We start from the raw sequence: 26,433 nt of genomic DNA, 5'->3' as shown, positions 1-26,433 counted from the left end.
CTCACGAAGAGGTGTGCGATGAAGTTGAAGCCCGGTGTCACGGTGTTGAGGGTTGGGGATCATTCGGTCCAGGTTGGAACAGATCACGGTCACCACATGGTCCTTCGTGGCCTGCATGATCGTCAGATCAATGCCTTGATCGCGTGCAGTCATCATTCTGTGTCTTTGGATGCCGATCAAGATGATCCTTTGCCGAGCACTTTGCCGATTCGTCTTCGGATGCGCCTGCAACACGCTGGATTCTTAGAAGATGTCACTCTGCCCCAACACCTCGCGTTGACGTTCACCGTCTTCGATGACCTATCCGCGCGAGTTTTGGATCTGGTGAAAAATGACTTCTATCTTGAGGTCATTCCTCTGCAACCACGTCGGGTTGATGACCGGATTGCCAGGGTGATTGGTGAAGGCTTTCTAGGGTTGCCGCTGAAACGGTCACTATCAAATCGCTATGACTTACTCCCCCGCTATGCACCTCATACTCATGGTCAAAATGAGGCTTTAACGATTGTGTCCTCTCAGCGGTTTCCCGCGTTCGAAGACTCCTGGATGCTCGTGAAAGAAGATATCCCCCACCTTCTGGTCACTGAACTGGAAGACGGCTATGACGTCGGGCCTCTTGTCATCCCAGGACTCAGTGCGTGTGGAGCATGTTTACTCTCCCAAGAAAACGCTAGAGATCCTGATTTTCTTGATCACCGTAAGACAGCGATGCGGACGCCATTGGTTGCTCCCACCCCTCTTGCCACCCATGGCGCAGCCTGGTCGATTGCCAGGTTTATCCAGACTTTTATGGGGAATGATCACCTGATGACATCGAGCATTCACCATATTGATGCTCACGGTGGCTTCTCAATACGACAAGCTGTACCTGAAGCGAACTGCGGGTGTAAGGAGAACAGTCTAAGCGAGCGTACTTCCGATCGATAGTACGAAGAGAACGTATTAAAGAAGATCGTCCTTAGTCACTTCAACTGTTTCGCCGTCCAGGATCGCTAAAACGGATGATCCGAACGCATCTGCTTTGATCTCGCCGATGCCGGAAATCCCAAGAAGCTCACGATGGTTCTTCGGACGCCTTGTCGCAAGCTCACGAAGCGTGACATCCGAAAAAACCGTATAGGGAGGCTTACCAGCGAGCTTTGCAACATCACTTCGCCACGAGCGGAGGGCTTCGAAAAGATCGAGGGTCTCTTTCGACGCTGTTGCTTGGAACTCGCGTGTCGCTTGCTTCGATGATGATGCGTGAGCGTGAGCGGGCTTCTTCGTCTTTATCGAGGGGCTATGCGGCCACACGCTGTTCAGCAGACGACTACGTTTACGCTTCGAACGATCCCCATCACGCCGGCTTCGCGCCCACGACACTTCAAGAATGTCCCGCGCACGAGTGATACCAACGTAGAGAAGGCGACGTTCTTCTTCGATTGCTTCGGGGGTCTGAGCGTAGGAAATAGGAAGCAGACCTTCGCTGAGCCCCGGCATAAAAACAGCTGACCATTCCAGCCCCTTCGCCGAGTGAAGAGTCATGACTTCCACGCCCTCTTTATTTGGCTCTTCTGCTGCCTTGCGCTTGTGCGTGAGCTCTTCAATGAACCCAGCAAGATCCGGAGCAGATGAATCAGTAGCCAATGCGATCAACGTATTGAGGTTATTCCAGCGTTCAAGCGCATTTGCTCCATTGGGAGCTTGAGGCGTCCAGCCGATGGCTCCCAAGTGTTCTTCTATGTGGTCGCGCAGAGAGCCAGGGGAATCCTGGCCAGACTTCGACACCGCGATCAGATGGCTGACTGCACGGCGAACTGATTCTCTATCAAAGAATGGGGTCTCGTCTTGAAGAGCAATCGGGATCTGACGCGCTGAAAACACTTCTTCGTAGAGTTCGGATTGAGCGTTGATACGAAGGAGGACAGCGATATCGTGGGAAGGTGTTCCACGATGTATGAGCTCTTGAATCTTCGACGCGATGGCTTCAGCTTCTTCCCTATCTGACGAATAGCTTGCGAATTCAACATGCGCACCCGAAGGTCGTTGAGAGCTGAGTATGACAGCGCCACTGGTTTTTCCTGCCCCCACCATGACCGAGTTAGCGACATCAACAATTTGAGGGGTCGACCGATAATCTCTGGTCAGTTCAAGGACGTGCGCGCCCTTGAATTTCTTTGGGAAATCGACAAGAAATGATGATTGAGCACCTGCAAATGAATAAATTGTCTGGGCAACATCGCCAACGACACACACGTCGTGACGATCACCGATCCATAGATCCAACAACGACTGTTGCAGGCGTGACACATCCTGGAATTCATCAACCACGAAGTTCTGGTACTGGTTACGCACTTGCCTAGCAACGTCAGGACGATCCTGCATGATGGCGGCCATCAAAATAAGGACGTCTTCAAAATCGATCGCACCACGTTCGCGCTTAGCGTCCTCATACAGGCGAAGTATCGTTGCCATCTCATCAGCGCTTAAGCCATCTGGAACAGGGTGTCCGTCGCGCACTACTTCGCCGTAGCGCTCTGCGTTAACCATCGACACTTTCGCCCATTCAATTTCGGCAACAACATCGCGGAATTCAACATTTCCCTGCGCTATTCCAAGGCGGGACATCACGGGATAAACAAGCGATGATTTACTGGGGATGAGCTCTGGAATCTGACCACCAATTGCTGTTGGCCAGAAGAATTTCAGCTGACTGAGTGCAGCCGAATGGAAGGTTCGAGCAGGAACTCCGGGAACGCCAAGCTGGGTAAGTCTTTGCCCCATTTCAAAAGCAGCGCGACGCGTGAACGTCACTGCAAGAACCGAATGTGGCGTGAACGCACCCGTTGCCACACCGTACGCAATGCGATAGGTGATCGCACGCGTTTTCCCTGTCCCTGCGCCAGCAAGAACAGCCAATGGCCCTTTCACTTGCAGGGCAACAGCGCGCTGATCCGGGTCAAGCGCGTCAAGAAGAGCATTCGGGTCTGGCAAATTCATAGAACGATTGTCCCACTGACCATGGAGAAACCAATGTGCATCATGGGCGCCGAAGCGGGTCAAGCGAGCTTGGGCTCTCAGGCAAGTCGCTTCCGTACCAATCCACAAGCAGGGCATACGCAATGGATGTTGGGCCCGGCGCACTCACTTCACCGCTGTGAAGAGCATCGCGCAATTCACTCCGGCTAAAGAACCTCGCCCATTCGATCTCTTCCCCATCGGGAATCGGCACAACCGGTGTTCCAACAGCTACTCGCGCGGTGTACCCAATCATCTGCGAACGAGGGAACGGCCACGGTTGCGTCGCCTGATATTCAACGCTGGCCACATCCAGACCAACTTCTTCTTTAACTTCGCGAATAACTGCATGTTCAGGCGATTCTCCGGCCTCGACAAAGCCGGCGATCAGAGAACACATTGTGGTGCGCCACGCCGTATTGTGCGCAAGCAACACACGATCCTCATCATCGTGGATGCGCACGATAACTGCCGGGTCCTGTCGCGGATATTCCACGTGCCCACACCCGGAACACTCCGTCGCCCAGCCACTCAGAATCGAGCGAACAGGCTTCCCACAACGAGCGCAGAAACGGTAGGAGGCATGCCAAGTAGCAAGAGACACACCCACTATCGCAACCCCAGAATCCGAAGCACTCAACATATGCCCGCCCCATCGCAGGTGAACCCACTGCACGCCCGGAAGCTCAGCGTCATTGTCAAGGCAGAGCACAATCTGCCCCGCCCCATCATCAGTGGCACCAACGAAATAGGCGGGGGCGGCCTCGTCGATCAGAGAGAGGGCGACCGGGGTGGAAATCGTTGCCAACTCAATCTCTGCACAGGCATCACGAACTGGAATAACGCCGATCGCGCCATTTGGCTTTACTACAACTGCGCGGACGGACGACAGCCCTGCGCGATCCTCTTCACTCACCCCTGCACCCAAAGCCTTTACGCCGCGTTCAAGGAGCGCGCGTGGGCTGACATTCTCACGCACGGAAACCAGGGCGCGAGGAGTTAGCCGGACAAGGGGAAGGTGAAGTGTCATACCTCAACGCTAACCCTCCTGGGGTTCGCTTCGCGAAGTGAACTAGGCTGGAGGCATGACTCATGATGTATCTCGCGCCGATGGGCGCTCATTCGACCAGCTCCGTCCCATTTCCATGACCCGCGGTTGGGCGGGCGTCGGTGAAGGCTCCGTCCTTGTCGAGTTCGGAAATACTCGCGTCCTCTGCGTCGCCTCGCTGACAGAGGGTGTTCCGCGCTGGCGTAAAGGGAGCGGAGAAGGTTGGGTCACCGCCGAATACTCGATGCTGCCACGCGCAACCGCTGAACGCTCACAGCGCGAATCCATCAAGGGCAAGGTCGGTGGACGCACGCAGGAAATCTCACGCCTCATTGGTCGAAGCCTGCGCGCAATCATTGACGTGACAGCTCTGGGCGAAAACACGATTGTCCTCGACTGCGATGTTCTGCGTGCAGACGGTGGCACTCGCACCGCGTCCGTGACCGGCGCCTACGTTGCGCTGGCTGAAGCTGTCCGCTGGGGCACCGAAAAAGGTCTCATCACACCCAAGGCTGGCACGTCCGTGCTGACCGACTCCGTGTCAGCGATCTCCGTTGGCATTATCGACAGCATCCCGATGCTCGACCTCCCCTACGTTGAAGACGTCCGTGCAGAAACTGACATGAACATCGTTCAGACCGGCAACGGCAACTTCATCGAGGTTCAGGGCACTGCCGAGCACGCGCCCTTCAACCGTGATGAACTGGGCGACCTGCTTGACCTGGCAGCGATCGGCAACGCGCAGCTGGCCGATCTGCAACGTCGTTGTTTGACCGCTGGCGAACTTGAGACGGTCACCCTCTGATGACGACCCCCAAACTGGTTTTCGCCACCGGCAACGCCCACAAAATCGCGGAGTTGGAAGCAATTCTGGCCCCCGCATACGCAGGGTACGAGGCCGGGATCATTGCCAAGATGAGTGACTTTGATGCGCCCGAACCGGTAGAAGATGGTGCATCTTTCGAAGAAAACTCTCTGATCAAAGCTCGTTCTTTGGTAAAGTTGACCGGGTTGCCGGCGATCGCGGACGATTCCGGTTTGTGCGTTGACATTCTGGGTGGAGCGCCCGGCATTTTCTCTGCTCGCTGGTGTGGCCACCACGGTGACGATGCAGCAAACCTCGATTTGCTCCTTGCTCAGTTGGCCGATGTGCCTGATGCGCTACGAGGTGCCGCATTCGTCTCTGCTGCTGTATTAGTTCTGCCTGACGGGCGCGAGTTCGTTCAGCGCGGAGAGGTTCGTGGTACTTTGCTTCGCGAGCGCCGTGGTAGTGGCGGATTTGGCTATGACCCGATCTTCGTTGCCGATGGCTTTAACGTGACGACAGCGGAAATGACGCCCCAGCAGAAGAATGCGATCAGCCATCGAGGCATTGCATTCCGCGCCCTCACTGGCGCGGTTGTCGATGCGCTCCAACAGAGCCAGTGATCTCAATTCATCCTTGTTTCAGTAAGCAGGCATGACAAGAGAGGCGATGCCACCGGTGGCATCGCCTCTCTTGTCTATTAAGTTGTCACGCTAGCGAGAGCGGTGTTTATCACCAAGCCGGATTCAGCGGGCGACCAGATTGCCGTAAATCGGGCGATCCATGCAGAACTGCAGTTCATCACGCTGCTGTCTGCGATAGCGAGTGACATAGGAACGGAAGCGGTCTAGCTGACGACGGACCAATGACATCATGACGTTTCCCCATTCAACTCTGTGTCGTATGCCTCACTGTTCACGACTTGATACATATAAGTATGCACGCCACTCATATACAGTTCAATTGAACTATTCTTTTTTGTAATTTAAGTTTTACTTAAGCAATAGGAGTTCCGATGCATCTCGATCCAAAACGACTCCAAGTTCTTCTTGAAGTTCACCGCGAAGGTGGAATCGTCGCCGCGTCAGACTACCTGGGGGTCTCTGCATCGGCGGTGTCACAACAAATCAAAAAGCTCGAAGAAGAAGTCGGTCTGGACCTCGTCGATCGCAACCCAGCCGGCGCTCTTCTTACCCCCGCAGGGCGCATTCTTGTCAACGGCGCCGAACGCATCGAGAATGACCTTAACGACATTGCCCGAGATCTTCGCCCCATCGCCGGACACCTGACCGGTGTCGTACACATCGGCGCTTTTCACACGGTTATTCGTAACGTCCTCCTCCCCCTCACCTCCCAGCTGGAACAAGAGCTTCCCGGCGTCGAAATCCACATCGATGAATCCGACGAAGGCCCGGGCATGACGAAGATGCGTTCAGGCAAGTTCGACCTGCTCATGCTGGAACGTGACACCGCCCCCGGCAACGCGCCACGCGGCTTCACCGATGTCCAATTTATCGACGAACCCTGGGTACTGGTCAGCCCCTCCAACGCCCCGCTAGTGGGATCCGAACGCGACCTTGCCGACGTCCAATGGCTCCAGGTCGCACCGGACACGATCGGCGCACTCCCCATGCAACGTGTGGCAGCTGCAACGTCACACATCCACTGGGTGCCCTACTCGTACATCAACTACGAGGCGGCGCACGCCCTTGTTCGCGCCGGTAAAGGCTCAACGATCATGCCCTACATGGCTATCCAAGGAATTGCACTGGGAGGTATGCGTGTCACAACTCTGCCAGCACTGGGCTTCAGGCGCATTTTGGTGCGTCACCGCAACGGAGAAGATTCACCGAACACTGCAACCGGCCAGGTCCTTGCTGCCCTCTTCCAGTGGGTTGCAACCCACCACAATGACTGGCGTGGCAACACATACGAGACCACTCAGTAGCAGTCCCAGCGATGAGCGCTACGTGTCACCCACCACGAACGAAGATCCAAGGCAGGCGAAATCAACGGGACCAGACCAGGTCTGACGCAGTTCAGCAAGCACCTGTTCAGTTTCTGTCCACGGTTGAATGTGCGTCGCAACCAGTCGACCAACATGTGCTCGCGTCGCAAAGCTACCTGCGCGCACCCCATCCATGTGGATTCCACGAACTGAATCTTCACGAGTGAAACCAACTTCACTCAGAAGAAGATCCACATTCATAGCTCCAGCATCGATACGAGGGCTTTCATCCGTATCGCCGGTAAAGAACATCGACACCGCGGTCGACGGATCTGACTGACTCGGCCCCTCAATGCGCGTTCCGAACGAGGGAATTGTGTGGATACCCTTGAACGATGTCAGAGTCATCGGACCAATCTGATAGGAGTGGCCATCTTCAACGGTTCGAATATCGAATTCGTTCGCGTACAGCTCTTCTTCGACGACGCCGTCGATCTGGCGGATACGTTCCAACAGACCTTCGGGACCGACAACCATCAGCGGAGGCAAATCAGAGCCGGGGCCCCACTTGCGGTACACCTGTAGCGAGATGATGTCAGCCATATGGTCAGCGTGGCAGTGCGAAAGGACCACCGCATCAATATCGCGGGGGCTAATCCAACGCCAGAGAGCACCGAAAGAACCGGGGCCCATCTCGAGAACCACGTTCCACACGCGATCCTCACCGGTGCTCGGATCAACGCCGTTCGCTTGAACCAAGTAGCACGAGGCCGGAGACTTCGGACCGGACATGGAACCGGTGCACCCGATCGTTGTCAGTTTCATTGGGCACTGGCTCCTGACGCAATCGAGATTTCTTGCACGTTGCCAACTTCGGGGCCAAGAAAACGTCGGGCCAGACGTGGGAACGTATCGCCGGAGTCGGTTGTCATGAACTGGTGATGGGGACCGTCACCTTCCGCCCATGGTTCATGTAAGAGATCGCGGTCGGTCAGTTCGTTGTACGTCACGTTGGCAGTCGCTTCTGACGAGGTCACAAGGGACACTCCTTCGCCCATGACACGGCCGATAACGCCGGTCAACAACGGGTAGTGCGTGCATCCCAGGATAAGAGTGTCGACGCCATCGTCCTTGAGTGGCTGAAGATACTCGCGCGCGACAGCTTCCAGTTCAACTCCGGTTGTCACACCACGCTCAACAAAGGGAACAAAATCAGGGCACGCCTGCTGTGAGACATGGAGACCTGGAACGGCCGCAAGCGCGTTTCGATATGCTTCCGACTGGATGGTTGCCTGCGTACCAATCACGCCAATACGACGATTCCTCGTGGTCGCGACAGCCTGCTTGGCGGCCGGAGTGATGACCTCAATGACGGGGATATGCGCGTCAATCCAGTAGCGTTCGCGCGCATCTGAAAGGGCTGCAGCCGTTGCCGTATTACAGGCGATCACCAGCGCTTTCACACCACGGAAAGCGAGTTCATCCAAGCATTCCAATGTGAAGCGACGCGCTTCTGCAATTGCACGAGGCCCGTAGGGGGTGTGGGCGGTGTCGCCGAGGTAGAGGATTTCCTCGTCCGGCAATTTATCAATGACGGCACGCGCGACGGTCAGGCCACCGAGGCCAGAATCAAAAATACCGATAGGCGCGTTATCCATGCTTTGACCCTAGTTGCTACCGCCTTGGGAATTCAGGGCTAACACCAGTGAGTCTTGCCACCAGGTAAGGAGCATGTAGATAGCGCTTGCCGACTGCTGACGGGTCCCATTCGGTTTTTCGCTTGCAATCTTCGCGATTTGCTCCACGTCATCATCGGAAGCGATCTGAAGTTCACCGGCAAGTCCGAGACGAACATCATTAAGCGCACCAAGCCAATCCCAGACCTCGTCAGCATCGAAACTGACTTCTTGAATACCGAGGGCTTCGGCGCGCTCAATATGCGCGCACACTTTACGCAGTCGAGCAGACTTTTCTGCCCGCAAAAAATCTTCCGTCAGCGCACGCAAACCCGTTGCGTCCTGAGGGTCAGAGCTCATCGCTGGAAGTAAATAGTCCAGGGAGTGTTCTTCTGGAGCCTCGCGATGATTCTCCAACGAGGTTGCCGCCGCAACGAACGCTGGCATATCCCCTGGATCATCAAGGACAACAAGAATCTCACGCATCAGCTGCGCAATCAACGTCGAATACGGGGGGTGCAATTCGGCGCTGAAAGCGCCGGCCTCGTATACAAAAGGACCAATCACGAGTCAAGTTCCAACGTCGCGTGCAAACCGTACCCGTGCATCGCCACAACATCGGCTTCCATGCGTTCGCGAAGTCCCGTAGATACGGTTGCTTTGCCGAGCACGTGGACCTCACGCATCAGGGAATCAGCGCGATCGTGCGAATAGCCGAAGTGACGGACAAACACGTTGGTCACATACGACATCAGATTGACCGGGTCGTCCCAAACGACAGTACGCCACTGCGCGAGCCCAGCTAAGGTGGGGGCCGGGCGTTCAAGTGGCGTCGATGAAGTCGTTGGCATGTTTCAAGCCTAAGCAACGATTTCGTACCATGGTGTGGTTTCAACACGCGAACTTGTGGTATATCGCGCTAGGTTTGCTATATGCCCTCATCAATTTCAACGTCACTGCTGACGGACATGTATGAACTGACCATGTTTGATGCTGCTTTGAAAGCCGGCACCGCATGGCGCACATCCACTTTCGAGGTTTTCGGGCGTCGTCTTCCCGCAACCCGACGCTTCGGTGTTGTCGCAGGTACTGGTCGCATTCTCGAAGCGCTCGAACGCTTCGAATTCGAGCCCGCTCAGATCGATTGGCTTCACGCCGAGAAAATCGTCTCCGATGACGCACTCGATTATCTGAAGAATTTCCACTTCACCGGTTCGATTCGCGGCTACGCCGAAGGCGAATGCTATTTCCCAGGCTCTCCTCTGCTGACCGTCGAGGGAACCTTCGCCGAGTGCACGATGCTCGAGACGCTTCTTCTGTCGATCCTGAACCATGACTGCGCGATCGCGTCGGCCGCGTCACGTATGACAATCGCCGCCCACGGTCGCCCGTGCATGGATATGGGAGCTCGACGAGGCCACGAACGAGCCGCTGTTTCCGCAGCGCGCGCAGCAATCATCGGCGGATTTGCTGGAACCAGCGATCTGGAAGCAGCCAAGCGCTACGGAATCCGCGCGATTGGCACCGCAGCCCACTCTTTCACACTCCTGCACGATTCGGAACGCGAAGCATTCGACGCTCAGATTGCACTGCTTGGCCCATCGACGACGCTGCTCGTTGACACCTACGATGTCGAACAGGGCGTCATCAACGCTGTTGAGGCCGCACGCGCTGCCGGCGGTGAACTAGGCGCCGTTCGTTTGGACTCTGGCGACCTTGTTGCCACCGCCTTCAAGGTTCGCGGTCAGCTTGATGCTCTTGGTGCAACGACCACGAAGATCACGGTCACCAACGATCTGGATGAGTACGCTATCGCGGCCCTAGGCGCCGCGCCGATCGACTCCTATGGGGTTGGAACGAAGCTGGTCACCGGTTCGGGCGTGCCCACAGCGGCCCTCGTGTACAAACTCGTGTCCCGCGAAGACGAGAACGGCAATCCGAAGCCTGTCGCGAAGAAATCGGAATCCAAGTCGACGGTCGGTGGCAAGAAGTTCGCTGGTCGTGTTATCGACGAAGACGGATACGCAGCCGAAGAGATCCTGGTTGTCACCGATTCTGAAGCCGATGCGAAGGCTGAACTTGCCAAGCGGGGCGCACGCGAACTTCAAATTCCGCTGATCACTGACGGCACAATCGATTCTTCCCTCTGGGGAGACGACGCATTAGAGAAAGCACAAGCAACGCACGTGCGCTCGCGTAACGAACTTCCCTATCAGGCCTGGCGCCTGTCCGAGGGCGAGGTCGCGATCCCGACACGCTATGTGAAGCTCTGAATCGCTGATAGACGCGACGGCGCTCGCGCACCTTGGGTGCGCGAGCGCCACGTTGTATCAGCTCATCATTCACATTCAGCTGCGTCAGGCCTAGTGTTTTCCAACGAACCACTGACGAAGCAAAGCAATGCGCGCTTCAATCTGTTCCGTGGTTGCACGGGCGATCTCTGGGCCGCCACAGCGTTGACGCAGCTGAGCGTGAACCATCGCGTGCGGTTCGCCGCTACGACGCGACCAGGACGAGACCAGGTGTGAGAGTTCCTTACGCTTTGCGGCGCGGAGACGGTGGTCTGAGACTCCAGCGTTCGCCTCACGCATCTTCGCTGCGATCTTCGACTTCTTTTGAGCTGCAACCTGTTCAGCTTGGCGCGCCCTCAAAAGAGTAGTCACTTGATCTGCATCAAGCAGGCCGGGAATCCCCAAGTATTCCTGTTCTTCGACTGAACCAACCTGAGCGCCTTGCCCCCAGGCAGCACCGTCGAAGAGCACGCCATCAAACTCTGCGTCTGCACCCAAGGCCTCGTACTGATTGAGCAAATCCGACGATGCTGACTCACTCACATTTGCCTGGGCGACCATGGCGTCTTCAGGATTCCACATGGCGTCTTCGTCATCAGCTGACTTCGGACGGTCAAGCGCGTGGTCGCGTTCAGCTTCCATCTGTGAAGCAAGCTCCAGCAGTGGAACGACCGAAGGAACGAAGACTGTCGCTGTCTCACCGCGTTTGCGGGCACGGACAAAACGTCCAACGGCCTGGGCAAAGAACAGCGGGGTGGACGTGTTTGTCGCGTAGACGCCCACCGATAGACGAGGCACATCCACGCCTTCCGACACCATTCGGACGGCAACCATCCAACGGTCATCCGATTCTCGGAACGCATCAATGCGATCCGAGGCGTCAGCATCGTCGGACAGGACGATCGTCGCCTTCTTACCCGTGATCTCGTACAGATGACGCGCATAGGCCCGCGCCTGCGTCTGATTAGAGGCGATCACCAGACCACCGGCATCAGGGATCTGACGACGCACTTCTGCAAGACGCAGATCGGCGGCACGAAGAACGGCAGGAATCCACTCACCCTTCGGATCAAGAGCCGTGCGCCAGGCCTGCTTCATCATGTCTTTCGTCAGAGGTTCACCCAGGCGAGCGCTCATTTCATCGCCGGTCGAGGTACGCCATGACATCTGACCCGAATAGGACATGAACAGGACCGGGCGAACAACCATGTCTCGCAGAGCATCGCCGTAGCCGTAGCTGTAGTCGGCGTGAGAGCGACGAATACCATCGGCATCTTCCACGTAGCGAACAAACGGGATCGGCGACGTATCAGAGCGGAAAGGAGTGCCTGTCAGAGCAAGACGGCGCGTTGCATCGCCGAACGCTTGGCGCACACCGTCACCCCACGACAGCGAGTCACCAGCGTGGTGGATCTCGTCCAAGATGACGAGGGTCCGATAGTCGCGTGTACGCATTTCATGGACCGCAGGATTAGCGCCGACCTGCGCATACGTAACGGCAACACCATCAAAATGCGAGCCCGCACGGCCCTGAGCATTCGTAAACGACGGGTCAATATGAATACCGACTCGCGCAGCAGCATCGGCCCACTGGCCTTTCAAATGTTCAGTCGGGCAGACGACGGTGACCTTATCGACGATGCCCTGCCCCATCAGCTCCACAGCAATACGGAGAGCAAAGGTCGTTTTACCCGCACCGGGAGTTGCAACCGCAAGGAAGTCACGCGGTGCCTCAGCCATGTATTGCTCAAGAGCAGCTGCCTGCCATGCGCGAAGTGAACCCGCTGTTCCTCTTCTGGCACGCGCAGGAAACGAGGGAGACAGCGAGCGAGCGGCAGCAGGTGAGATGCGGGATGGATAGAGATGACGATCCTTGGAGGAGCTCACTTATCCGAGCCACCATTCCCGTCTGAGAACGGCCAGTTCCGTCCGTTCTTCCCCATCGAGTCACGAAGTTCCTTGCATGTCGGACACACCGGGTAGCGTGAAGCATCACGCGTCGGAATCCAGACTTTGCCGCATAAGGCAACGACAGGCTGTCCCGTCATCATTGATGAATCAGCTTTATCCCTACGCACGAAGTGCGCGAATCGATCGCCATCGCCGGGAGCCTTTTCGCGTTCAACCTCAGTTCGTTCAAGCAAGCCGGTCGACGATTGAGTCGAGGGAGCAGAGGGCGACGAGGGCCCTTGGGGTTCATTGAGGGAGTTACGCATGCCTCCCATTGTAGGACCGCTAGCGCGGTCTCTCTTCGTGAGAAAGTGAGCTGAACGCGAAAGAAAACCGCTTCATTCAGCAACAAAACAGGCGCTAGGGGCAAAGGAAGAGGAAAAGGCAGAGAAGTTTCACACACGAGTGCGGGGCGGAAACCAGTGGTTTCCGCCCCGCACTCGAAGAGTTTGATCAGATGATCACTTGGCAACAGCCTTCTTCAGGGTGGAGCCAGCGGAGAGCTTCACGCCGAAGCCAGCCGGGATCTGAATCTCTTCGCCCGTGCGCGGGTTGCGACCGGTGCGTGCTGCACGCTCGACGCGCTCTACGGAGAACAGGCCGGTGATCTTCACGGCTTCACCCTTACCAAGGGACTCAACCAGGACGTCCTGGAAAGCGCCAAGAGCTGCATCTGCTTCGACCTTGGTCAGGTTTGCGCGCTCTGCGATCTGCGCAACGAGCTCGGTGCGATTGATGGGCATGAGAACCTCATTCCTATTGTTACTATCAGCTGTCACGGCGACAGCCACTGGGGAAACAGTACGAAAAAACTGAGCCATTTGTCAGTTCGTTACGGCATTTTTCGCAATTTATGGCTTATTTCTCGCATTTTGGATCCCCATAGAGCATGAGCGACCACCTAAAAAGCCATTTTTATTGACTTGGGTCACATTTCTTTGGTTACCTTTGCTGATAGAACAAAGTAATCAAACGAGGTTCGAATAACTCAACAGGTCTTTCAAAGCCATGAACGAAAGACCACATCATCACGCACACACAACCACGTGTCCAGCGCACCAAGGGGATAGCTTACTCCCTTGTTTCCCCTCCTCGAACACTCGTCCAAACCGGGTGCGAGATAGGCCACGCGATGCAGGAAACACCCGCGCGCGAGAGGAAGATTGGAAGAGCCCAACAACCTCTTAGAGTTCCAGGAGAATCCATGGCTCTCGGACGAAATGAAACGGCTACCGAAACCGGCAAGACCGTTCATCCCGTTGACCAAGTCCCATCCTTTGGCAAACTTTCAGTTCTTGGCATTCAGCACGTGTTGGCTTTCTACGCTGGCGCCGTCGTTGTTCCTCTTGTTATCGCATCCGGTCTCGGCCTCGATAACGAAACCCTGATCCACCTGATCAACGCCGACCTGTTCACCTGCGGTATCGCCTCGATCATTCAGTCGGCCGGCCTCGGCCCGAAGATCGGAGTGAGGCTGCCCCTTATCCAGGGCGTCACCTTCACTGCAGTTTCGCCCCTTATCGCAATCGGTATCGCCGCCACTCCAGCCGGTGCCGATCCGAAGACCGGCCTTGCCACCATGTATGGCTCCATCATTGCGGCCGGCCTCGCCACTTTCTTCGTGGCACCTTTCTTCGCGAAACTCCTTCGCTTCTTCCCACCCGTCGTCACCGGCACACTTCTGACCGTCATGGGTATCACGCTCATCTCCGTCTCCGCTGGCGACATCGTGTCGTGGGGCACCTACGCGGCAGAGGGGCAGGACGCTGGCGCACTCACTCTGCGCGGCCTCGCCTACGCATTCGGCACCCTGGTAATCATCGTTGCCATCCAGCGCATCTTTAAAGGCTTTATGTCGACCATCTCGGTCCTCGTCGGCCTGGTTGTCATGACCGCTATCGCATTCGCCCTTGGCGACGCCAACTTCTCTGATATCGGTCAGTCGGCATGGGTTGGCGTGACCACCCCGTTCTTCTTCGGCATTCCGAAGTTCAACATCGCCGCAATCATTTCAATGCTCATCGTCATGGCAGTAACCATGGTTGAAACCACCGGCGACGTTTTCGCAACCGGCGAGGTCGTCGGCAAGCGCATCACGCCGAAGCACGTTGCAAACGCTCTTCGCGCAGATGGTCTATCCACCCTCCTCGGTGGCGTCTTCAACTCGTTCCCCTACACCTGCTTCGCCCAGAACGTCGGTCTGGTTCGACTGACCCGCGTGAAGTCCCGCTGGGTTGTCACTGCAGCCGGCATCATTATGATCATCCTCGGCATCCTGCCGAAGGCTGGCGCAGTGGTTGCCTCGATTCCCGGGCCGGTCATCGGTGGCGCATCTCTGGCCATGTTCGCGAACGTTGCCGTTGTCGGTATCCAGACCTTGTCCAAGGTCGACATGCGCGATCACCGCAATGCCGTCATCGTTTCGACCTCCATTGGTCTGGCCATGCTGGTCACCCTGAAGCCCGATCTTGCATCCCTGATGCCGTCATGGTTGCAGATCATCTTCGGTTCCGGCGTGACCATCGGTGCGCTGATAGCTTTCATTCTGAACCTGCTCTTCTTCCACGTTGGCAAGCAGGATGGCCCGGATGTTGCAATCGTTGACGGTCGTCCCGTGGACCTCGATCAGGTCAATGCGATGGATCGCGAGACCTTCGTTGAAGCCTTCAAGAGCATGTACGACGGTGACGTCTGGCCCGTCGAACGCGCATGGGAGCAGCGTCCGTTCACCGATGCAACCGAGCTCCGTAAGGCATTCGAGGACGAGGTCCTCGGTGCATCTGCTGATGAACAGGAAGCTTTGATCAGCGCCTACGTTGACATCGCCGACTTGGCCTCCAACCAGGATGCCAACGAGCAGGCGCATGCTGACACCGCAGCCCTCGCTCTTGGCGAATTCAACGATGCTGAACTCAAGGAGCTGCAGGCAGCATCGGCTGCCTACCGCGAGAAGTTTAATCGCCCGCTGGTTGTCTGCGTGACCAATCTTGCCGATCGCGAACAGCTGATTGCTTCGGCATGGAAGCGCGTCGAGTCTTCGCAGACGCGTGAAGCACGCTTCGCACTCGGTGAGGTCATCGACATTGCCGACGAGCGTTTCAACATTCTGGTTGCTGATGCGAACCCGATCCGCACCGCGTGGGGTCGCAACTTTGACCAGGTCGACTGACCGATCCTGATTCGTTGAAACTCCGTTGGGGGGCTGGCACACGCCAGCCCCCCCAGCGCTTTTCTCCCCCGAATTGTCAGCGCCTACTCATCCCGGCCTACCTGCACCACGGCCTGAACTCTATCTTCTGGTGCGACGTTATCGGCATCAACGACAGTGGTGACTTCCTCGGGGGCTTTCACACACGATGGGCCCACGGTCTGGTTATACACCGGATCGCGGACCCATTCGTTATGCGCGCAAGGCGCTGAAGTGAAGAAAGGTAGAAGTTCTGCGGGTGCCTCGTCCCCCAACGAGAAACAGAAGGAGCAACTCTGGCGAAACTGTGGATTACTTGTCCAGTGGGCGACGCTGGAAGAACGCCGCCAGCGCGGAGCCGGACACGTTGTGCCAGACAGAGAAGATTGCGCCGGGGACGGCTGCTTCGGGGGTAAAGTACTGGGCACCGAGACCCGCTGCTAGACCGGAGTTCTGCATACCAACTTCGATGGCAGTCGTGCGAGCTGCACGCTCACCGACACCGGTCAGCCGGGCAAAACCGTAGCCGAGGCCCAAGCCAAGCGCATTGTGCACGATGACGACGGCAAGAACCAGCAGGCCACCCGACAGTATGCGCTCAGACGAGGCGCCAACCAACCCGAGGACCGCATAGGAGATGCCAAGGACACTCATCCAGGGCAGGGCGGGAAGAACCGTGGCAACGAAGCGTGGCATCAGGCGATGAACAATCAGGCCAAGGACCACGGGGATGAAGACGATCATCATGATCGACTTTGCCATCGCGGGCGCGTCGACGGGCATGTACTGGCCGGCCAAATACTTGGTCAAAATCGGCGTGACCAGCGGAGAAAGCAGTGTGGAAACGGAGGTCATCGCAACCGACAGGGCAACGTCACCCTTCGCAAGGTAGGCGACGACGTTCGATGCGGTTCCACCGGGCGCACAACCGACAAGGATGACGCCAACTGCGAGCGCCGGATCGAGGTGGAATGCCCAGGTGACGAAGAGTGCGGACAGAGGCATGACGATGAACTGGAGCAGGACACCCATGATGATGGGCCAGGGGCGACGGGCAACAACCGCAAAGTCGGGAAATGTCAGTGTCAGACCCATGCCGAACATGATGACCATCAGCGCGTAGTTCACGCCGGAAACCAGTGGCGCAGCAGCGTCGGGGAAGATCAATCCACCAACAAGTGCGCCAAGGATGATCAGGGGAAATACGGTCACCGCGACCTTTGCGGATCGGTCTTCTTGTGCGCTAGGCGCAGGAGTTTGGGGCGCGGGAGCTGTCATCGTCGGGGTACTCACGCCTCTATTGTGCCCAGATTTGGCGAAAAACTCCTGTTTTCGTCTGCTTTGGTAAGCGACGTCTCGCGGTTGACGAGGTCGGGCTGGCATTATGGACTCCTTTCGGGAAGGGGTCCCGGGCACCGGTTTAACGTGTCTCTTGACGACGCTTTGTCATCTCCATTGCCCGGCATTTTGCCTAGAGTTTGTGTCATGGAACCGAAGAAGATGACACCAAAGAGTGGCGTTAAACGCTCGCTCGGCGCGAAGGGATGGGTTCCCGGTCAGAAGGGGTCGTGGGGAATTGCGTTGCTCCCGCTCCTCTTGGGGTGTTGGCTTGCCGGCTGGCATCCGCTTTTTGCGTTGCTTATCCCCGCATGGTTTAGCGCGTTCGCATTCTTCCAAGTGTTTGAGAAGTGGATGAAGGCGCCGTCTTCTCGTCGTTCTTCCCTTCAACCTGCGTTTATCACGTGGACTGGGCTGACTGCTCTGCTCGGAATTCCGCTTCTGGTTGTGGCGCCTCGACTGCTGGCGTGGGCTCCGTTCTTTGCTCCGCTGGTTGCGCTGACCTTGTGGGGGGTGTCGCGCGGGCATGATCGTGCGATTGCGACCAGGTTCTCGTCGGTTCTTGCGTCAACGTTGATGACACCTGTTGCCGCCAGTCTGTCGCTTGACGTGTATCCGACGAACACTGAGCTTGGTTTTGCTTGGGTTTCCTTTGGCGTGCTCAGCGCCTATTTCATCGCCTGCGTTCCGTATGTGCGTTCACTGATTCGCGGACGCAAAAACCCGCGCCCGTGGATTATTGCCGGCGGGGTTCTTCATCTGCTTGCGCTGGTCGGAGTCTGCTGTGCAGTATGGGCGAATCTGCTCGGCTGGAGTTCCATCGTCTTGTGGGTTGCTCTGCTGGCCCGATCCCTGATTGTTCCGCTCTGGCAGGCACGACGCGCAAAGCCGATTCCTGTGATCGTTCTTGGGCGCAGTGAGATTGTGTGGTCACTGCTTGTGGTTGCCAGCTTGACCATCCCACTCATCTAGTCCGATTTATCTACCCAAAGCAACGCCGAGGAACCGCATAGCAGTGTGACCTCATCAATTGAACAACTGGAACTGCGCCCAGCTCGCTTCAATCCTGCAAGGCTTGGACTATGACGACCGATGCACGAATTACCGCTTTGATCGAGGGCCTGCTCAAAGGACATCCGGAGAGGCGTGTCGACCCGGCGCGCTCTGGCACGCCGATAGGCACTACGAGAGAGCCCAACGATCTGGCGAGCATATCTTCGGGAGTAGCCCCGCTCGACCAGATACCACACGGCATCATGATGGCGAGCGGGGCTTAGAAGTTTCCTTCCGATAATTCCTTCCAGCTTGCCTTTTCCAGCTCCGCCTGGCCGAGGGGCCGTTTGTGGCAAGCGTTCTCCTCACGAAGACGCTGGAGCTCTTTGGCTTCACTCGTGCTCATCGACCCATACGTTGACTACCACAGATTCAACGTTGCTTCGCTGATCCCCAGCTCGTTGATAATCTGCGCCGTTGTCGACTCATATAGGCGGTTTCGGCTACTTCAACTTCTTGTTTTAGTGCTTTCTGGTTTTCTTACTACCAGCGATAAGTAATCCGCCAGCCACAAGAATCATCGCTGCAACGTGATACGGCATCCCGGTATATCCAGTTTTCGAGAGCTTCCCGGAATTACGGGACTTAGACGCTTTAGTGGCGCCATCGTCATTGTTGTTGCTTCCACCATTCGGGTTATCAACCGGGATCTTCTTCCAGACGGCTTTGATAACGGTATCCTTGTCAGCCTTGATCTTGGTTCCAGGCGCAACCTTCTGACCATTAACTTCCCAAGTATCAAACTCTTGAGTGTCATCCGGAGCAGTGAAAGCGTTAGGCAACACCGTGTACTCACTACCCTTATCCACGGTCGCAGGTTTCATTTCGCCGCTACCACCATTAGCGTCATAAGAAACCTTCACCGGAATCTTCTTCCAGACGGCTTTGATAACGGTATCCTTGTCAGCCTTGATCTTGGCTCCAGGCGCAACCTCTTGACCGTTTACTTCCCAAGCCTTAAATTCCTGGGTGTCATCCGGAGCAGTGAAACCGTTAGGCAACACCGTGTACTCACTACCCTTATCCACGGTCGCGCCATCCATGCTGCCCTTACCACCGTTAGCGTCATAACTAACCTTCACCGGAATCTTCTTCCAGACGGCTTTGATAACGGTATCCTTGTCAGCCTTGATCTTGGCTCCAGGCGCAACCTCTTGACCGTTTACTTCCCAAGCCTTAAATTCCTGGGTGTCATCCGGAGCAGTGAAACCGTTAGGCAACACCGTGTACTCACTACCCTTATCCACGGTTTTACCAGTCATGGTTCCGCTACCACCATTAGCGTCATAACTGACCTTCACCTGGCTCTTCTTCCAGACAGCTTTCACTACGGTGTCTTTAGTGACCGTAATCTCGGTAGCCGCAGCTACCTCTTTGCCGTCAATTTCCCAGTAATTGAACTCTTGGTTCTCAGGGGCTTTGAATTTATTATCCAAAATCTTGTACTTTGAGCCCTTGTTGAGCTTCTTGCCATCCATTTTACCGGTGCCGTCGTTACCGTTGTAGCTAACAGTGGCAGTTTCGAGCTCCTTGGTTGCCGGATCTGAATCGAGCTTATTGGTGTCACCCTCGAGACCGCCTTTATCTTTTGCGGTTGCCGTGACAGTTCCACCAACTTCGATGTCTTCAACTTTCAGAGTAATCACACCGGTGTTCGCATCAACCGTGGCATTATTATCGGCTGTCCAAGTCGTCTTACCGGAAGTTTCGTCTACAGTTCGCGTTGCGGTGACGGTTTTCTCTGCTCCGGAAGCATCCTTATAGGTGACGGTGTAGGACAGCAAGTCAGTATCTTCACCCAGCTTTTCATAGGCAGGCGGGGTAATGGTTACTTCACCCTTATCCGTATCTACCGCAATCGCAGGAGATTTCGGAGCGATATTTTTTACCAGATCTTTCGCCGGGAATTTAGTGACTTTGGCTCCATCGTTTACTTTATAGGTTCCATCGGCATTTTTTTTATATATCGGATTGCCGTCATTATCCCAATCAGTTTCCACATCATTAGGGCTGATTATTGTAACGTTTCCGTCTTTATCAAACTCGATAAACGCAGGATCGGTTACATATCCAGTTCCATCGGGAAGTTTAGATACGCCCTTTACCGTATTGGCCGCTCGAATAGCTTTATCAATGGCTTTTTTATCGTCATCTGTTAATTTGCGAGGATCTCTCACAGCAACTTTGTCGGGGGTTGTTATTACCGGCTCAGACTTCGCGCAAGAACGGAATTTATGTGGCTCTTTGACAAGGATACCGAACTCTTTTTCAAGTTTTAAATCGTTATCCTTGATTGGGAAAGTAACTTTTTTGCCGTCAATGGATACTGTTTGAGACATCTCTTGTGAGTCAGATTTGTCAATTTTACAGGTTCCATTTCCGTCAAAATTCTTGTCCTCCCCATCGGTAAAGTTGTTGACAAAATAAAATTTAGTATCTTGGGCAACCTCTTTACTAAGTGTAACGATAATCTGTTCGTCTGTTACCTGGACTTTTCCTATTGTCGGAGCAGCAGACGTTTCCTCTACCTTTTTGATTTTTAGGCCCGTAGCTTCAATTTTTCCGGAGGTTGATCCATCGGTATAGGTCACTTCATAGTAGGCATGATCCGTGTAATCGATAGAGAATTTAACACTCTTAAAGTCTTGCTTAATGTCCGGATTGGCACCATTCAGCATTTCAAGAGCTTCTGCTTGCTCATCTTTATTTACAAGATTGGCGTCCGGGTGTTCAATCCAGATTTCTCCTACCGGCATTTTGAGCTTGTCTTTATTCTCAACTGCCATTGATGACTGAGCTTTGGCGGTTGCCACAGCAGATGTGGCGCCATTAAAAGTTTGATAGGCAGTGACGGTATCGCCTTCTGCAACAGTAACGCCGGCAGGTAGATTTACCTTCCAAGTAGATCCGCTCGTGGGCGTAACGGAAACAGTGGCTTTTTCGTTACCATTCTTATCTTTTAATGTCACATATACAGTCCCTCTTACAGTCTTTCCATCAACTCTTCCTCGTTGTAATTTACCGCCGGAAATAGTTGTGGCGTCTACAAAGACTGGGAAAATGGTCGGTGTATCTACAGTTGATTGGCGCACTGGTTGATCAACAATCTCCGGCCCAAGCTCTAGACCATCGCCCGACTGGGTATCAGTTTCAACTTCTGGAGTGCTTACTGGTGCCGGGCTGACGCTTTGTTCGTCAGCTTGGGAGCTCATCTGCAGATCCTCGGCTTGAGCCAAGGACGGGGTCGATAGCGTGAAACCCAAAGCGCAGGCCAAGGTTACGATCAGAAATTTTCTAAAAACGTGAGCTGGTTTAAGCAACGCTCTGCCGGCAAGCGCTATAAAAGAACCGGGCACGCCCTTGGGGTTGCGCATGAGAACTTCCTGTCCAGTGTCGCTAGTTGGATCTATTCCCCCTCAAAGTACCACTGTTTCATCCACAAAACCAGCCCGTTGAGCTCAGGTAGGTGGTGACAGCTACAGGAATATAGCTAAACAGATAAAGCAAATTAGCTAGACGTTCATTAAATACATTTTAGCTATTGAAATTCTTATGCATACGTGATTTTTTTGGTAATCAAATCATCCATTAACGGCAATTTGGAATGAATGTCCACGAAAAAACGTAACAAACTTTTACTGCTTAATTTAGAAGCTCTGGCTTCGGGCAGTTACTCCACGATCGCTCTAGGTTATAGATCTATCCTGTGAAACCGCAAAGTTTTAGCGACTCGCACGCTTTTGGCGGATGGACATATTTCTTGTAGCTTACTTCTCGGAGCCTTCCAGCCTACCGGAAATCTGACAAACTGTGCCGAGCCAGCGATAAGTCAAATACCTAACCAGGAAGACTTCCGAAACCCATGAAGCTACCCCGACAGGGCGAAACGCCACGTTTTAGGGCATAAAAACAGGACGTTCACTTCGTATCAAAATGAACGTCCTAGCGGTGGAGATGGGGGGAATCGAACCCCCGTCCGACGGCCGGCCCCGAGGTCTTCTCCGGGCGCATCCTGCTATTGATTTCTTAGCTTGTGACGTCATGCAGGCCTGCTGTCAGCGAAGCTCAGTCGATGAAGTGTCGGAGCGCGCCCACCGACATGGCGCGCACCCAGTGGCCCCCTGAATGACGCCAGACACCAGGCTGAGGGCACCACCTGGGCTGACGGACTAAAGGTTCACGCGGCGATATCAGGCGGCGAGAACGTAGTCGGTGCGGTTCTGTTCGGCACCTATTGGTTTGCACGCAGCGTTAACGAGTTGAGCGCACATTCTCGGCCCGCTTCCCCTCGATCGACGACCGCCGTCGAAACCGATCATCCCCTATTGAGTTCTTCACTCACCGGCAAACAGACTGCCGGGTTGGCTCTTCAACGAAATCCTCAGACTCATCGCAGAACCGTTTCCAACCGTTCGGCCAGACATCCAAGAATAACCCCGCTTACGCGAAGTTTCAACAGCTAGCGCAATGCCAGCAAACGCAAGGTTTCAGCAGAAAACGCACCACGCACGAAGCTGGCACCCGCTACCTGTATACGCTACTTGTAGTTCGGTCGCTTCGTGTAGGCGCGCATCGCGCGTTCAGCTTCACGCTTATCCTGCGCCTCGCGCAACGACTGGCGCTTGTCCCATTCCTGCTTGCCTTTGGCCAGCGCGATCTCAACTTTGGCGCGACCGCCGATGAAGTAGAGCTCCAGTGGGACGACCGTGTAGCCCTTGGCCTGCACCTTCTGGCCGATCCGCTCAATTTCTGAGGCGTGCAGTAGCAGCTTTCGCTTCCGCGTTGGCGCGTGATTGTTCCAGGAGCCCTGCGCGTACATCGGAATATTCGCGCCGTACAGCCATGCTTCGCCGTCTTTGACCTCAACCCACGAGTCGATCAGCGACGCGCGCCCCATCCGCAGAGCTTTCACTTCGGTACCCGACAGGACAAGACCGGCTTCCCACGTATCTTCGATCAGATAGTCGTGGCGCGCCTTCTTGTTCCGCGCGATCGTCTTCTTCGCGTCCGATGCAGCTTTGCGCTTCTCGCCTTCGGTCAGCTTCGGCTTCTTCCAGTCTTTCGGCATCGTGCACCTCCTTTCTTTGATTGACGAGGCCGCGCCCCGCCACTCAAGGCGTTAATTCTAACGCCTCCGCGGGCAGGGGTCTTGCTCACGCCTCGTAAAATGCCAGTATCAATGGAAGGCGGGGACAAGCTGAGCTTGTCCCCGCCTTCTGACTCAGCCAATCATCAGATCAGCGAGTCGCATTGGCTTACAAGTACCCCATCGGGTCAACGTTCACGCCGTTCTGCAGAACACCGAAGTGCAGGTGGCAACCGGTGGCATAGCCGGTCATGCCGACCTCGCCAAGCACTGTTCCGGCACTAACCGACTGTCCGGGCGAAACATAGATGCGTTGCATGTGCAGGTATTCGGTGATCACGGAGTTACCGCCGAGCATTCCGTGGTTCACGTCCACGTAGTTGCCGGCAGAGATACTGCTTGAAACATCCAGAACAACGCCGGATGTCATCGCGTAGACGGGCTCACCGCACTGCGCAGCGAGGTCAACGCCCGAGTGGTACTTCTGATAGCCGAGCACAGGGTGCATACGCCAGCCGAAGGGCGACGTAATAATCATCGAGCTGTCTTGAACCGGGTTATGGAAACCGCTCGCATTCGCCGACGAGTAGATCCTGTTCGCAGCCCTGTTAGCCGCATCGATCTCTTGAATCTTTGCAGTCTGAGCATCATAGTCAGCCTGTGCCTGAGCCAGCTGTTGGTTCACTTCGGACTTCTTGGAGTCCCACTCCGCTTGCTTCACTTGGGCGTCAGCTTTAGCTTTTTCTAGGGCGTCAACGCCCGCTTGGGCTTCAGCTTCTGCCGCCGCAGCGTCATCAAGGGCCTTCTGAGCTTGAGCTTCAAGTGCTGCCACGCGGTCAGAGATTGCTTGCTGGCGACTTGCTTGGCTACGTTGGGTCGCTTTCATTTCCATCGCAGCGTTGAGCGCTTGGGCTTGAGAACGGGCCATGGCGTCAGCTGCTGATGCTCGATCGTCAATTGACTCGGTTCCACTCTTCGTCAGGGCAAGCAGGACTGCAGAACTAGTGCCGTCCTGGTACATGGAGCGAGCCAAGTTACCGATCGCCTTGTTGGCTTCCTCTTGGCGTGACGAGGAAGCGTGGACCTCTTCGTCAATCTCAGCTTTCTTCGCTTGAGCGACCTGAAGTTGTCCCATTGCGACTTCGTGTTCACGATTCGCAGCATCGCGCTTCGCCTGAGTGGCCTCCAGTGCTTTCTGAGCAGCAGGAATCTGCGCGTTTGCTGCTTCAAGGTCGTAGAAGAGCTGCGAGAGTGTCGCATCAATACCCTCAATCTCAGTCTTGAGATTAGAAACTTGCTGAGCCGCGGCATCCTGTTTGCTCACAGCATCATCTCGCTCGTCAGCATTCGCGGGAATAAAGCTGTACATGCACAGCGCACCAATCGATGCGCTCCATGCAACTGCAACAGGAACGTGAAGACGAATCGACTTCTTCATGATCAGACCTTCGTGTATTTAGCCAAGGAAACTGCGGACGCGATCAGTGCCAACGCAACCGCTGCGAGGATAAGGATCGGCGTCATAATCCACACTTGGGTGGCGCCGATAAAGCTGGTCCAGCTGAATGACGGAGCCAACCAGCCTTGGACAAGGAAGTGAACGCCGGCGAACAGTGTTCCCACTGCCAGGATTGCGCCGGCGATTGCGGCAAGCGCACCTTCGATCATGAAGGGTGCTTGGATGAACAGGTTCGAGGCACCGACGTAACGCATAATTTGTGTTTCCGTCTCGCGACTCATTGCCGACAGGCGGATCGTGGTCGAAATCAGCAGGATGGCGGCGATAATCATGACACCACCCAGGCCGAGGGCCATCAGGCGCGCAGCGTCAATGACGTTGAACAGCGGCTCGATAATTTCGCGCTGGTCTTTCACCTGGGAAACACCGGCAGCACCGGAGAATTCTTCCTTGATGATTGAGTACTGCTCGGGGTCAACGAGCTTCACGCGGAAGGAAACGGGCATCATGTCTACCGTTGTCCATTCGCTGATCGTGGAATCACCGTAGAGCTTCAAGTAGTTTTCGTACGCTTCTTCCTTGGATTCTTCGTATACGTTCTTCACGTACTGCGACATTTCCGCGGAATTGAGCTTGTCACGAACGGCGCTGATCTGAGCCTCGGTTGCTTCCGTTGCGTTACAGGACGGCGTTGCATCGTCGGTGGCGCACATGTAGATCGAGACCTCAATCTTGTCGTACCACTGCGATTTCATCTGCATGACCTGCATCTGCGATAGGCCAGCAACACCGACGAATAGGAGGGAAACGTAGGTGACGATGATGACGGCGACGGACATTGCACGGTTGCGCGCCAGTCCCTTGCCGACTTCAGAGAGAATAAAACGAAGCTTCATGGTTAGTTCACCGCCCCGTAGACGCCACGCGACTGGTCTCGGATGACGTGACCGCCTTGTAGCTCGATGACGCGCTTGCGCATCTGGTTCACGATGTCGGCGTCGTGGGTTGCCATGACAACCGTGGTCCCCTGGCGGTTAATACGATCCAGAAGACGCATGATGCCAAGCGAGGTATCGGGGTCGAGGTTACCGGTGGGCTCATCCGCCAGTAGCAGTTCGGGACGGTTCACCATTGCGCGTGCGATTGCGACGCGCTGTTCTTCACCACCGGAGAGTTCGTGGGGCAGGCGGTTTTCCTTACCTGCCAGATCGACCAACGCCAGTGCTTCTGGGACGGCGGTCTTAATAGCGTGCTTCGGCTTACCAATCACCTGCATTGCGAGCGCGACGTTTTCGTACACGGTCTTTGATGGGAGCAAGCGGAAATCCTGGAAGACGGTTCCGACTTGACGGCGAAGTCCTGGCACCGCCCAGTTACGGAGCTTGGAGACCTCTTTGCCGAGGACCCACACGTGACCGGAGGTTGCTTTAATTTCGCGCATCACAAGCTGAAGGAAGGTGGATTTGCCCGAGCCGGACTTACCGACAAGGAATACGAATTCTCCCCGTTCAACTTCCAAAGACACATGGTCGAGCGCAGGCTTCGCACCTGCGGTGTACACCATGGTTACGTCATCAAATCGAATCATTAGGCCG

Annotated in this window: 23 protein-coding genes and 1 other RNA gene; 7 read left to right on the top strand and 17 right to left on the bottom strand. The window is 55.5% G+C overall.

The genetic code is table 11. The annotated features are described in order from the left end of the window. Window positions 1-18 precede the first annotated feature (18 nt). Entirely contained in the window at window positions 19-927 is a 909-nt protein-coding gene (locus tag QP381_RS04475; RefSeq protein WP_285067977.1) for a hypothetical protein, read from the top strand. Between the two features lie 15 nt (window positions 928-942). Here QP381_RS04475 and QP381_RS04470 read toward each other — a convergent pair whose 3' ends face one another. Then, window positions 943-2,979 carry an ATP-dependent DNA helicase UvrD2 gene (locus tag QP381_RS04470; protein ID WP_285067975.1) on the bottom strand — a complete coding sequence of 679 codons (2,037 nt, stop codon included), beginning with the start codon at window positions 2,977-2,979 and terminating at the stop codon, window positions 943-945. Between the two features lie 40 nt (window positions 2,980-3,019). Continuing rightward, window positions 3,020-4,027 carry an NAD(+) diphosphatase gene (nudC, locus tag QP381_RS04465; RefSeq protein ID WP_179370263.1) on the bottom strand — a complete coding sequence of 336 codons (1,008 nt, stop codon included), beginning with the start codon at window positions 4,025-4,027 and terminating at the stop codon, window positions 3,020-3,022. A gap of 55 nt (window positions 4,028-4,082) precedes the next feature. On the opposite strand from nudC, the gene rph reads away from it, so the two are divergent. Together rph and rdgB are read left to right on the top strand one after the other, a co-directional pair. Next, complete coding sequence (gene rph, locus QP381_RS04460; protein WP_285067974.1) at window positions 4,083-4,850, top strand: ribonuclease PH; 768 nt, start codon at window positions 4,083-4,085, stop codon at window positions 4,848-4,850. Further along, entirely contained in the window at window positions 4,850-5,473 is a 624-nt protein-coding gene (rdgB, locus tag QP381_RS04455; RefSeq protein WP_219585702.1) for an RdgB/HAM1 family non-canonical purine NTP pyrophosphatase, read from the top strand. The genes rph and rdgB overlap by 1 nt, the downstream gene beginning before the upstream one ends. Window positions 5,474-5,596: 123 nt before the next feature. Here rdgB and QP381_RS04450 read toward each other — a convergent pair whose 3' ends face one another. Then, entirely contained in the window at window positions 5,597-5,725 is a 129-nt protein-coding gene (locus tag QP381_RS04450) for a hypothetical protein (protein WP_006681843.1), read from the bottom strand. Between the two features lie 140 nt (window positions 5,726-5,865). Between QP381_RS04450 and QP381_RS04445 the strand changes: the two genes are divergently transcribed. Further along, window positions 5,866-6,798 (top strand): LysR family transcriptional regulator, encoded by a 933-nt coding sequence (locus QP381_RS04445; protein WP_285067971.1) that lies wholly within the window; start codon window positions 5,866-5,868, stop codon window positions 6,796-6,798. 18 nt (window positions 6,799-6,816) lie between these two features. On the opposite strand, the gene QP381_RS04440 is transcribed toward QP381_RS04445, so the two are convergent. Genes QP381_RS04440 through clpS form a run of 4 tightly spaced genes read right to left on the bottom strand, consistent with a single transcriptional unit; the run spans window position 6,817 to window position 9,325 of the window. Continuing rightward, window positions 6,817-7,623: an MBL fold metallo-hydrolase gene (locus tag QP381_RS04440; protein ID WP_285067970.1), complete on the bottom strand. Its 807-nt coding sequence runs from the start codon at window positions 7,621-7,623 to the stop codon at window positions 6,817-6,819. Continuing rightward, entirely contained in the window at window positions 7,620-8,456 is an 837-nt protein-coding gene (gene murI, locus QP381_RS04435) for a glutamate racemase (RefSeq protein WP_006681846.1), read from the bottom strand. Before murI ends, QP381_RS04440 begins: the two co-directional genes overlap by 4 nt. Before the next feature lie 9 nt (window positions 8,457-8,465). Then, complete coding sequence (locus QP381_RS04430) at window positions 8,466-9,041, bottom strand: DUF2017 family protein (RefSeq protein ID WP_006681847.1); 576 nt, start codon at window positions 9,039-9,041, stop codon at window positions 8,466-8,468. Continuing rightward, entirely contained in the window at window positions 9,038-9,325 is a 288-nt protein-coding gene (gene clpS, locus QP381_RS04425; RefSeq protein WP_006681848.1) for an ATP-dependent Clp protease adapter ClpS, read from the bottom strand. The genes QP381_RS04430 and clpS overlap by 4 nt, the downstream gene beginning before the upstream one ends. Before the next feature lie 81 nt (window positions 9,326-9,406). Here clpS and QP381_RS04420 point away from each other — a divergent pair, with 81 nt between their 5' ends. Continuing rightward, a complete protein-coding gene (locus QP381_RS04420; protein WP_179370261.1) occupies window positions 9,407-10,747 on the top strand; it encodes a nicotinate phosphoribosyltransferase in 1,341 nt (446 codons plus the stop codon). A 90-nt stretch (window positions 10,748-10,837) separates the two neighbouring features. Here the strand turns inward: QP381_RS04420 and QP381_RS04415 are convergent, their stop codons facing one another. The 3 genes from QP381_RS04415 to QP381_RS04405 form a co-directional block, all read right to left on the bottom strand. Beyond that, window positions 10,838-12,613, bottom strand: coding sequence for a DEAD/DEAH box helicase (locus tag QP381_RS04415; RefSeq protein ID WP_424133820.1), 1,776 nt, complete (start codon window positions 12,611-12,613; stop codon window positions 10,838-10,840). Between the two features lie 35 nt (window positions 12,614-12,648). Continuing rightward, window positions 12,649-12,981, bottom strand: a complete 333-nt coding sequence (locus tag QP381_RS04410; RefSeq protein ID WP_040318748.1) for a DUF3039 domain-containing protein — start codon at window positions 12,979-12,981, stop codon at window positions 12,649-12,651. 195 nt (window positions 12,982-13,176) lie between these two features. Then, on the bottom strand, window positions 13,177-13,458 hold the full coding sequence (locus tag QP381_RS04405) for an HU family DNA-binding protein (protein WP_006681852.1): 282 nt from the start codon (window positions 13,456-13,458) through the stop codon (window positions 13,177-13,179). A 461-nt stretch (window positions 13,459-13,919) separates the two neighbouring features. Here QP381_RS04405 and QP381_RS04400 point away from each other — a divergent pair, with 461 nt between their 5' ends. Then, a complete protein-coding gene (locus tag QP381_RS04400; RefSeq protein ID WP_103632396.1) occupies window positions 13,920-15,884 on the top strand; it encodes a solute carrier family 23 protein in 1,965 nt (654 codons plus the stop codon). Between the two features lie 330 nt (window positions 15,885-16,214). On the opposite strand, the gene QP381_RS04395 is transcribed toward QP381_RS04400, so the two are convergent. After that, entirely contained in the window at window positions 16,215-17,180 is a 966-nt protein-coding gene (locus tag QP381_RS04395) for a bile acid:sodium symporter family protein (RefSeq protein ID WP_103632421.1), read from the bottom strand. Window positions 17,181-17,387: 207 nt separating this feature from the next. On the opposite strand from QP381_RS04395, the gene QP381_RS04390 reads away from it, so the two are divergent. Beyond that, the gene (locus QP381_RS04390; RefSeq protein ID WP_285067965.1) at window positions 17,388-18,212 is read left to right on the top strand and encodes a YwiC-like family protein; all 825 of its coding nucleotides are present in this window, start codon (window positions 17,388-17,390) and stop codon (window positions 18,210-18,212) included. 542 nt (window positions 18,213-18,754) lie between these two features. Here QP381_RS04390 and QP381_RS04385 read toward each other — a convergent pair. The 6 genes from QP381_RS04385 to ftsE all read right to left on the bottom strand — a co-directional run bounded on the left by QP381_RS04385 (window position 18,755) and on the right by ftsE (window position 26,426). Beyond that, a complete protein-coding gene (locus QP381_RS04385) occupies window positions 18,755-21,667 on the bottom strand; it encodes an InlB B-repeat-containing protein (protein ID WP_285067963.1) in 2,913 nt (970 codons plus the stop codon). A gap of 572 nt (window positions 21,668-22,239) precedes the next feature. Then, window positions 22,240-22,616: a transfer-messenger RNA gene (gene ssrA, locus QP381_RS04380) on the bottom strand. Window positions 22,617-22,830: 214 nt separating this feature from the next. After that, entirely contained in the window at window positions 22,831-23,361 is a 531-nt protein-coding gene (gene smpB / locus QP381_RS04375; protein WP_006680933.1) for an SsrA-binding protein SmpB, read from the bottom strand. A gap of 187 nt (window positions 23,362-23,548) precedes the next feature. Beyond that, window positions 23,549-24,817, bottom strand: a complete 1,269-nt coding sequence (locus QP381_RS04370; RefSeq protein ID WP_219585688.1) for a peptidoglycan DD-metalloendopeptidase family protein — start codon at window positions 24,815-24,817, stop codon at window positions 23,549-23,551. Between the two features lie 2 nt (window positions 24,818-24,819). Then, window positions 24,820-25,734 carry a permease-like cell division protein FtsX gene (gene ftsX / locus QP381_RS04365; protein WP_006680931.1) on the bottom strand — a complete coding sequence of 305 codons (915 nt, stop codon included), beginning with the start codon at window positions 25,732-25,734 and terminating at the stop codon, window positions 24,820-24,822. Between the two features lie 2 nt (window positions 25,735-25,736). Further along, the gene (ftsE, locus tag QP381_RS04360) at window positions 25,737-26,426 is read right to left on the bottom strand and encodes a cell division ATP-binding protein FtsE (protein WP_006680930.1); all 690 of its coding nucleotides are present in this window, start codon (window positions 26,424-26,426) and stop codon (window positions 25,737-25,739) included. Window positions 26,427-26,433 lie beyond the last annotated feature (7 nt).

The organism is Pauljensenia sp. UMB6358 (assembly GCF_030216865.1).
GTDB lineage: Bacteria > Actinomycetota > Actinomycetes > Actinomycetales > Actinomycetaceae > Pauljensenia > Pauljensenia turicensis_A.
This window is presented reverse-complemented; position numbering and strand designations above follow the sequence as displayed.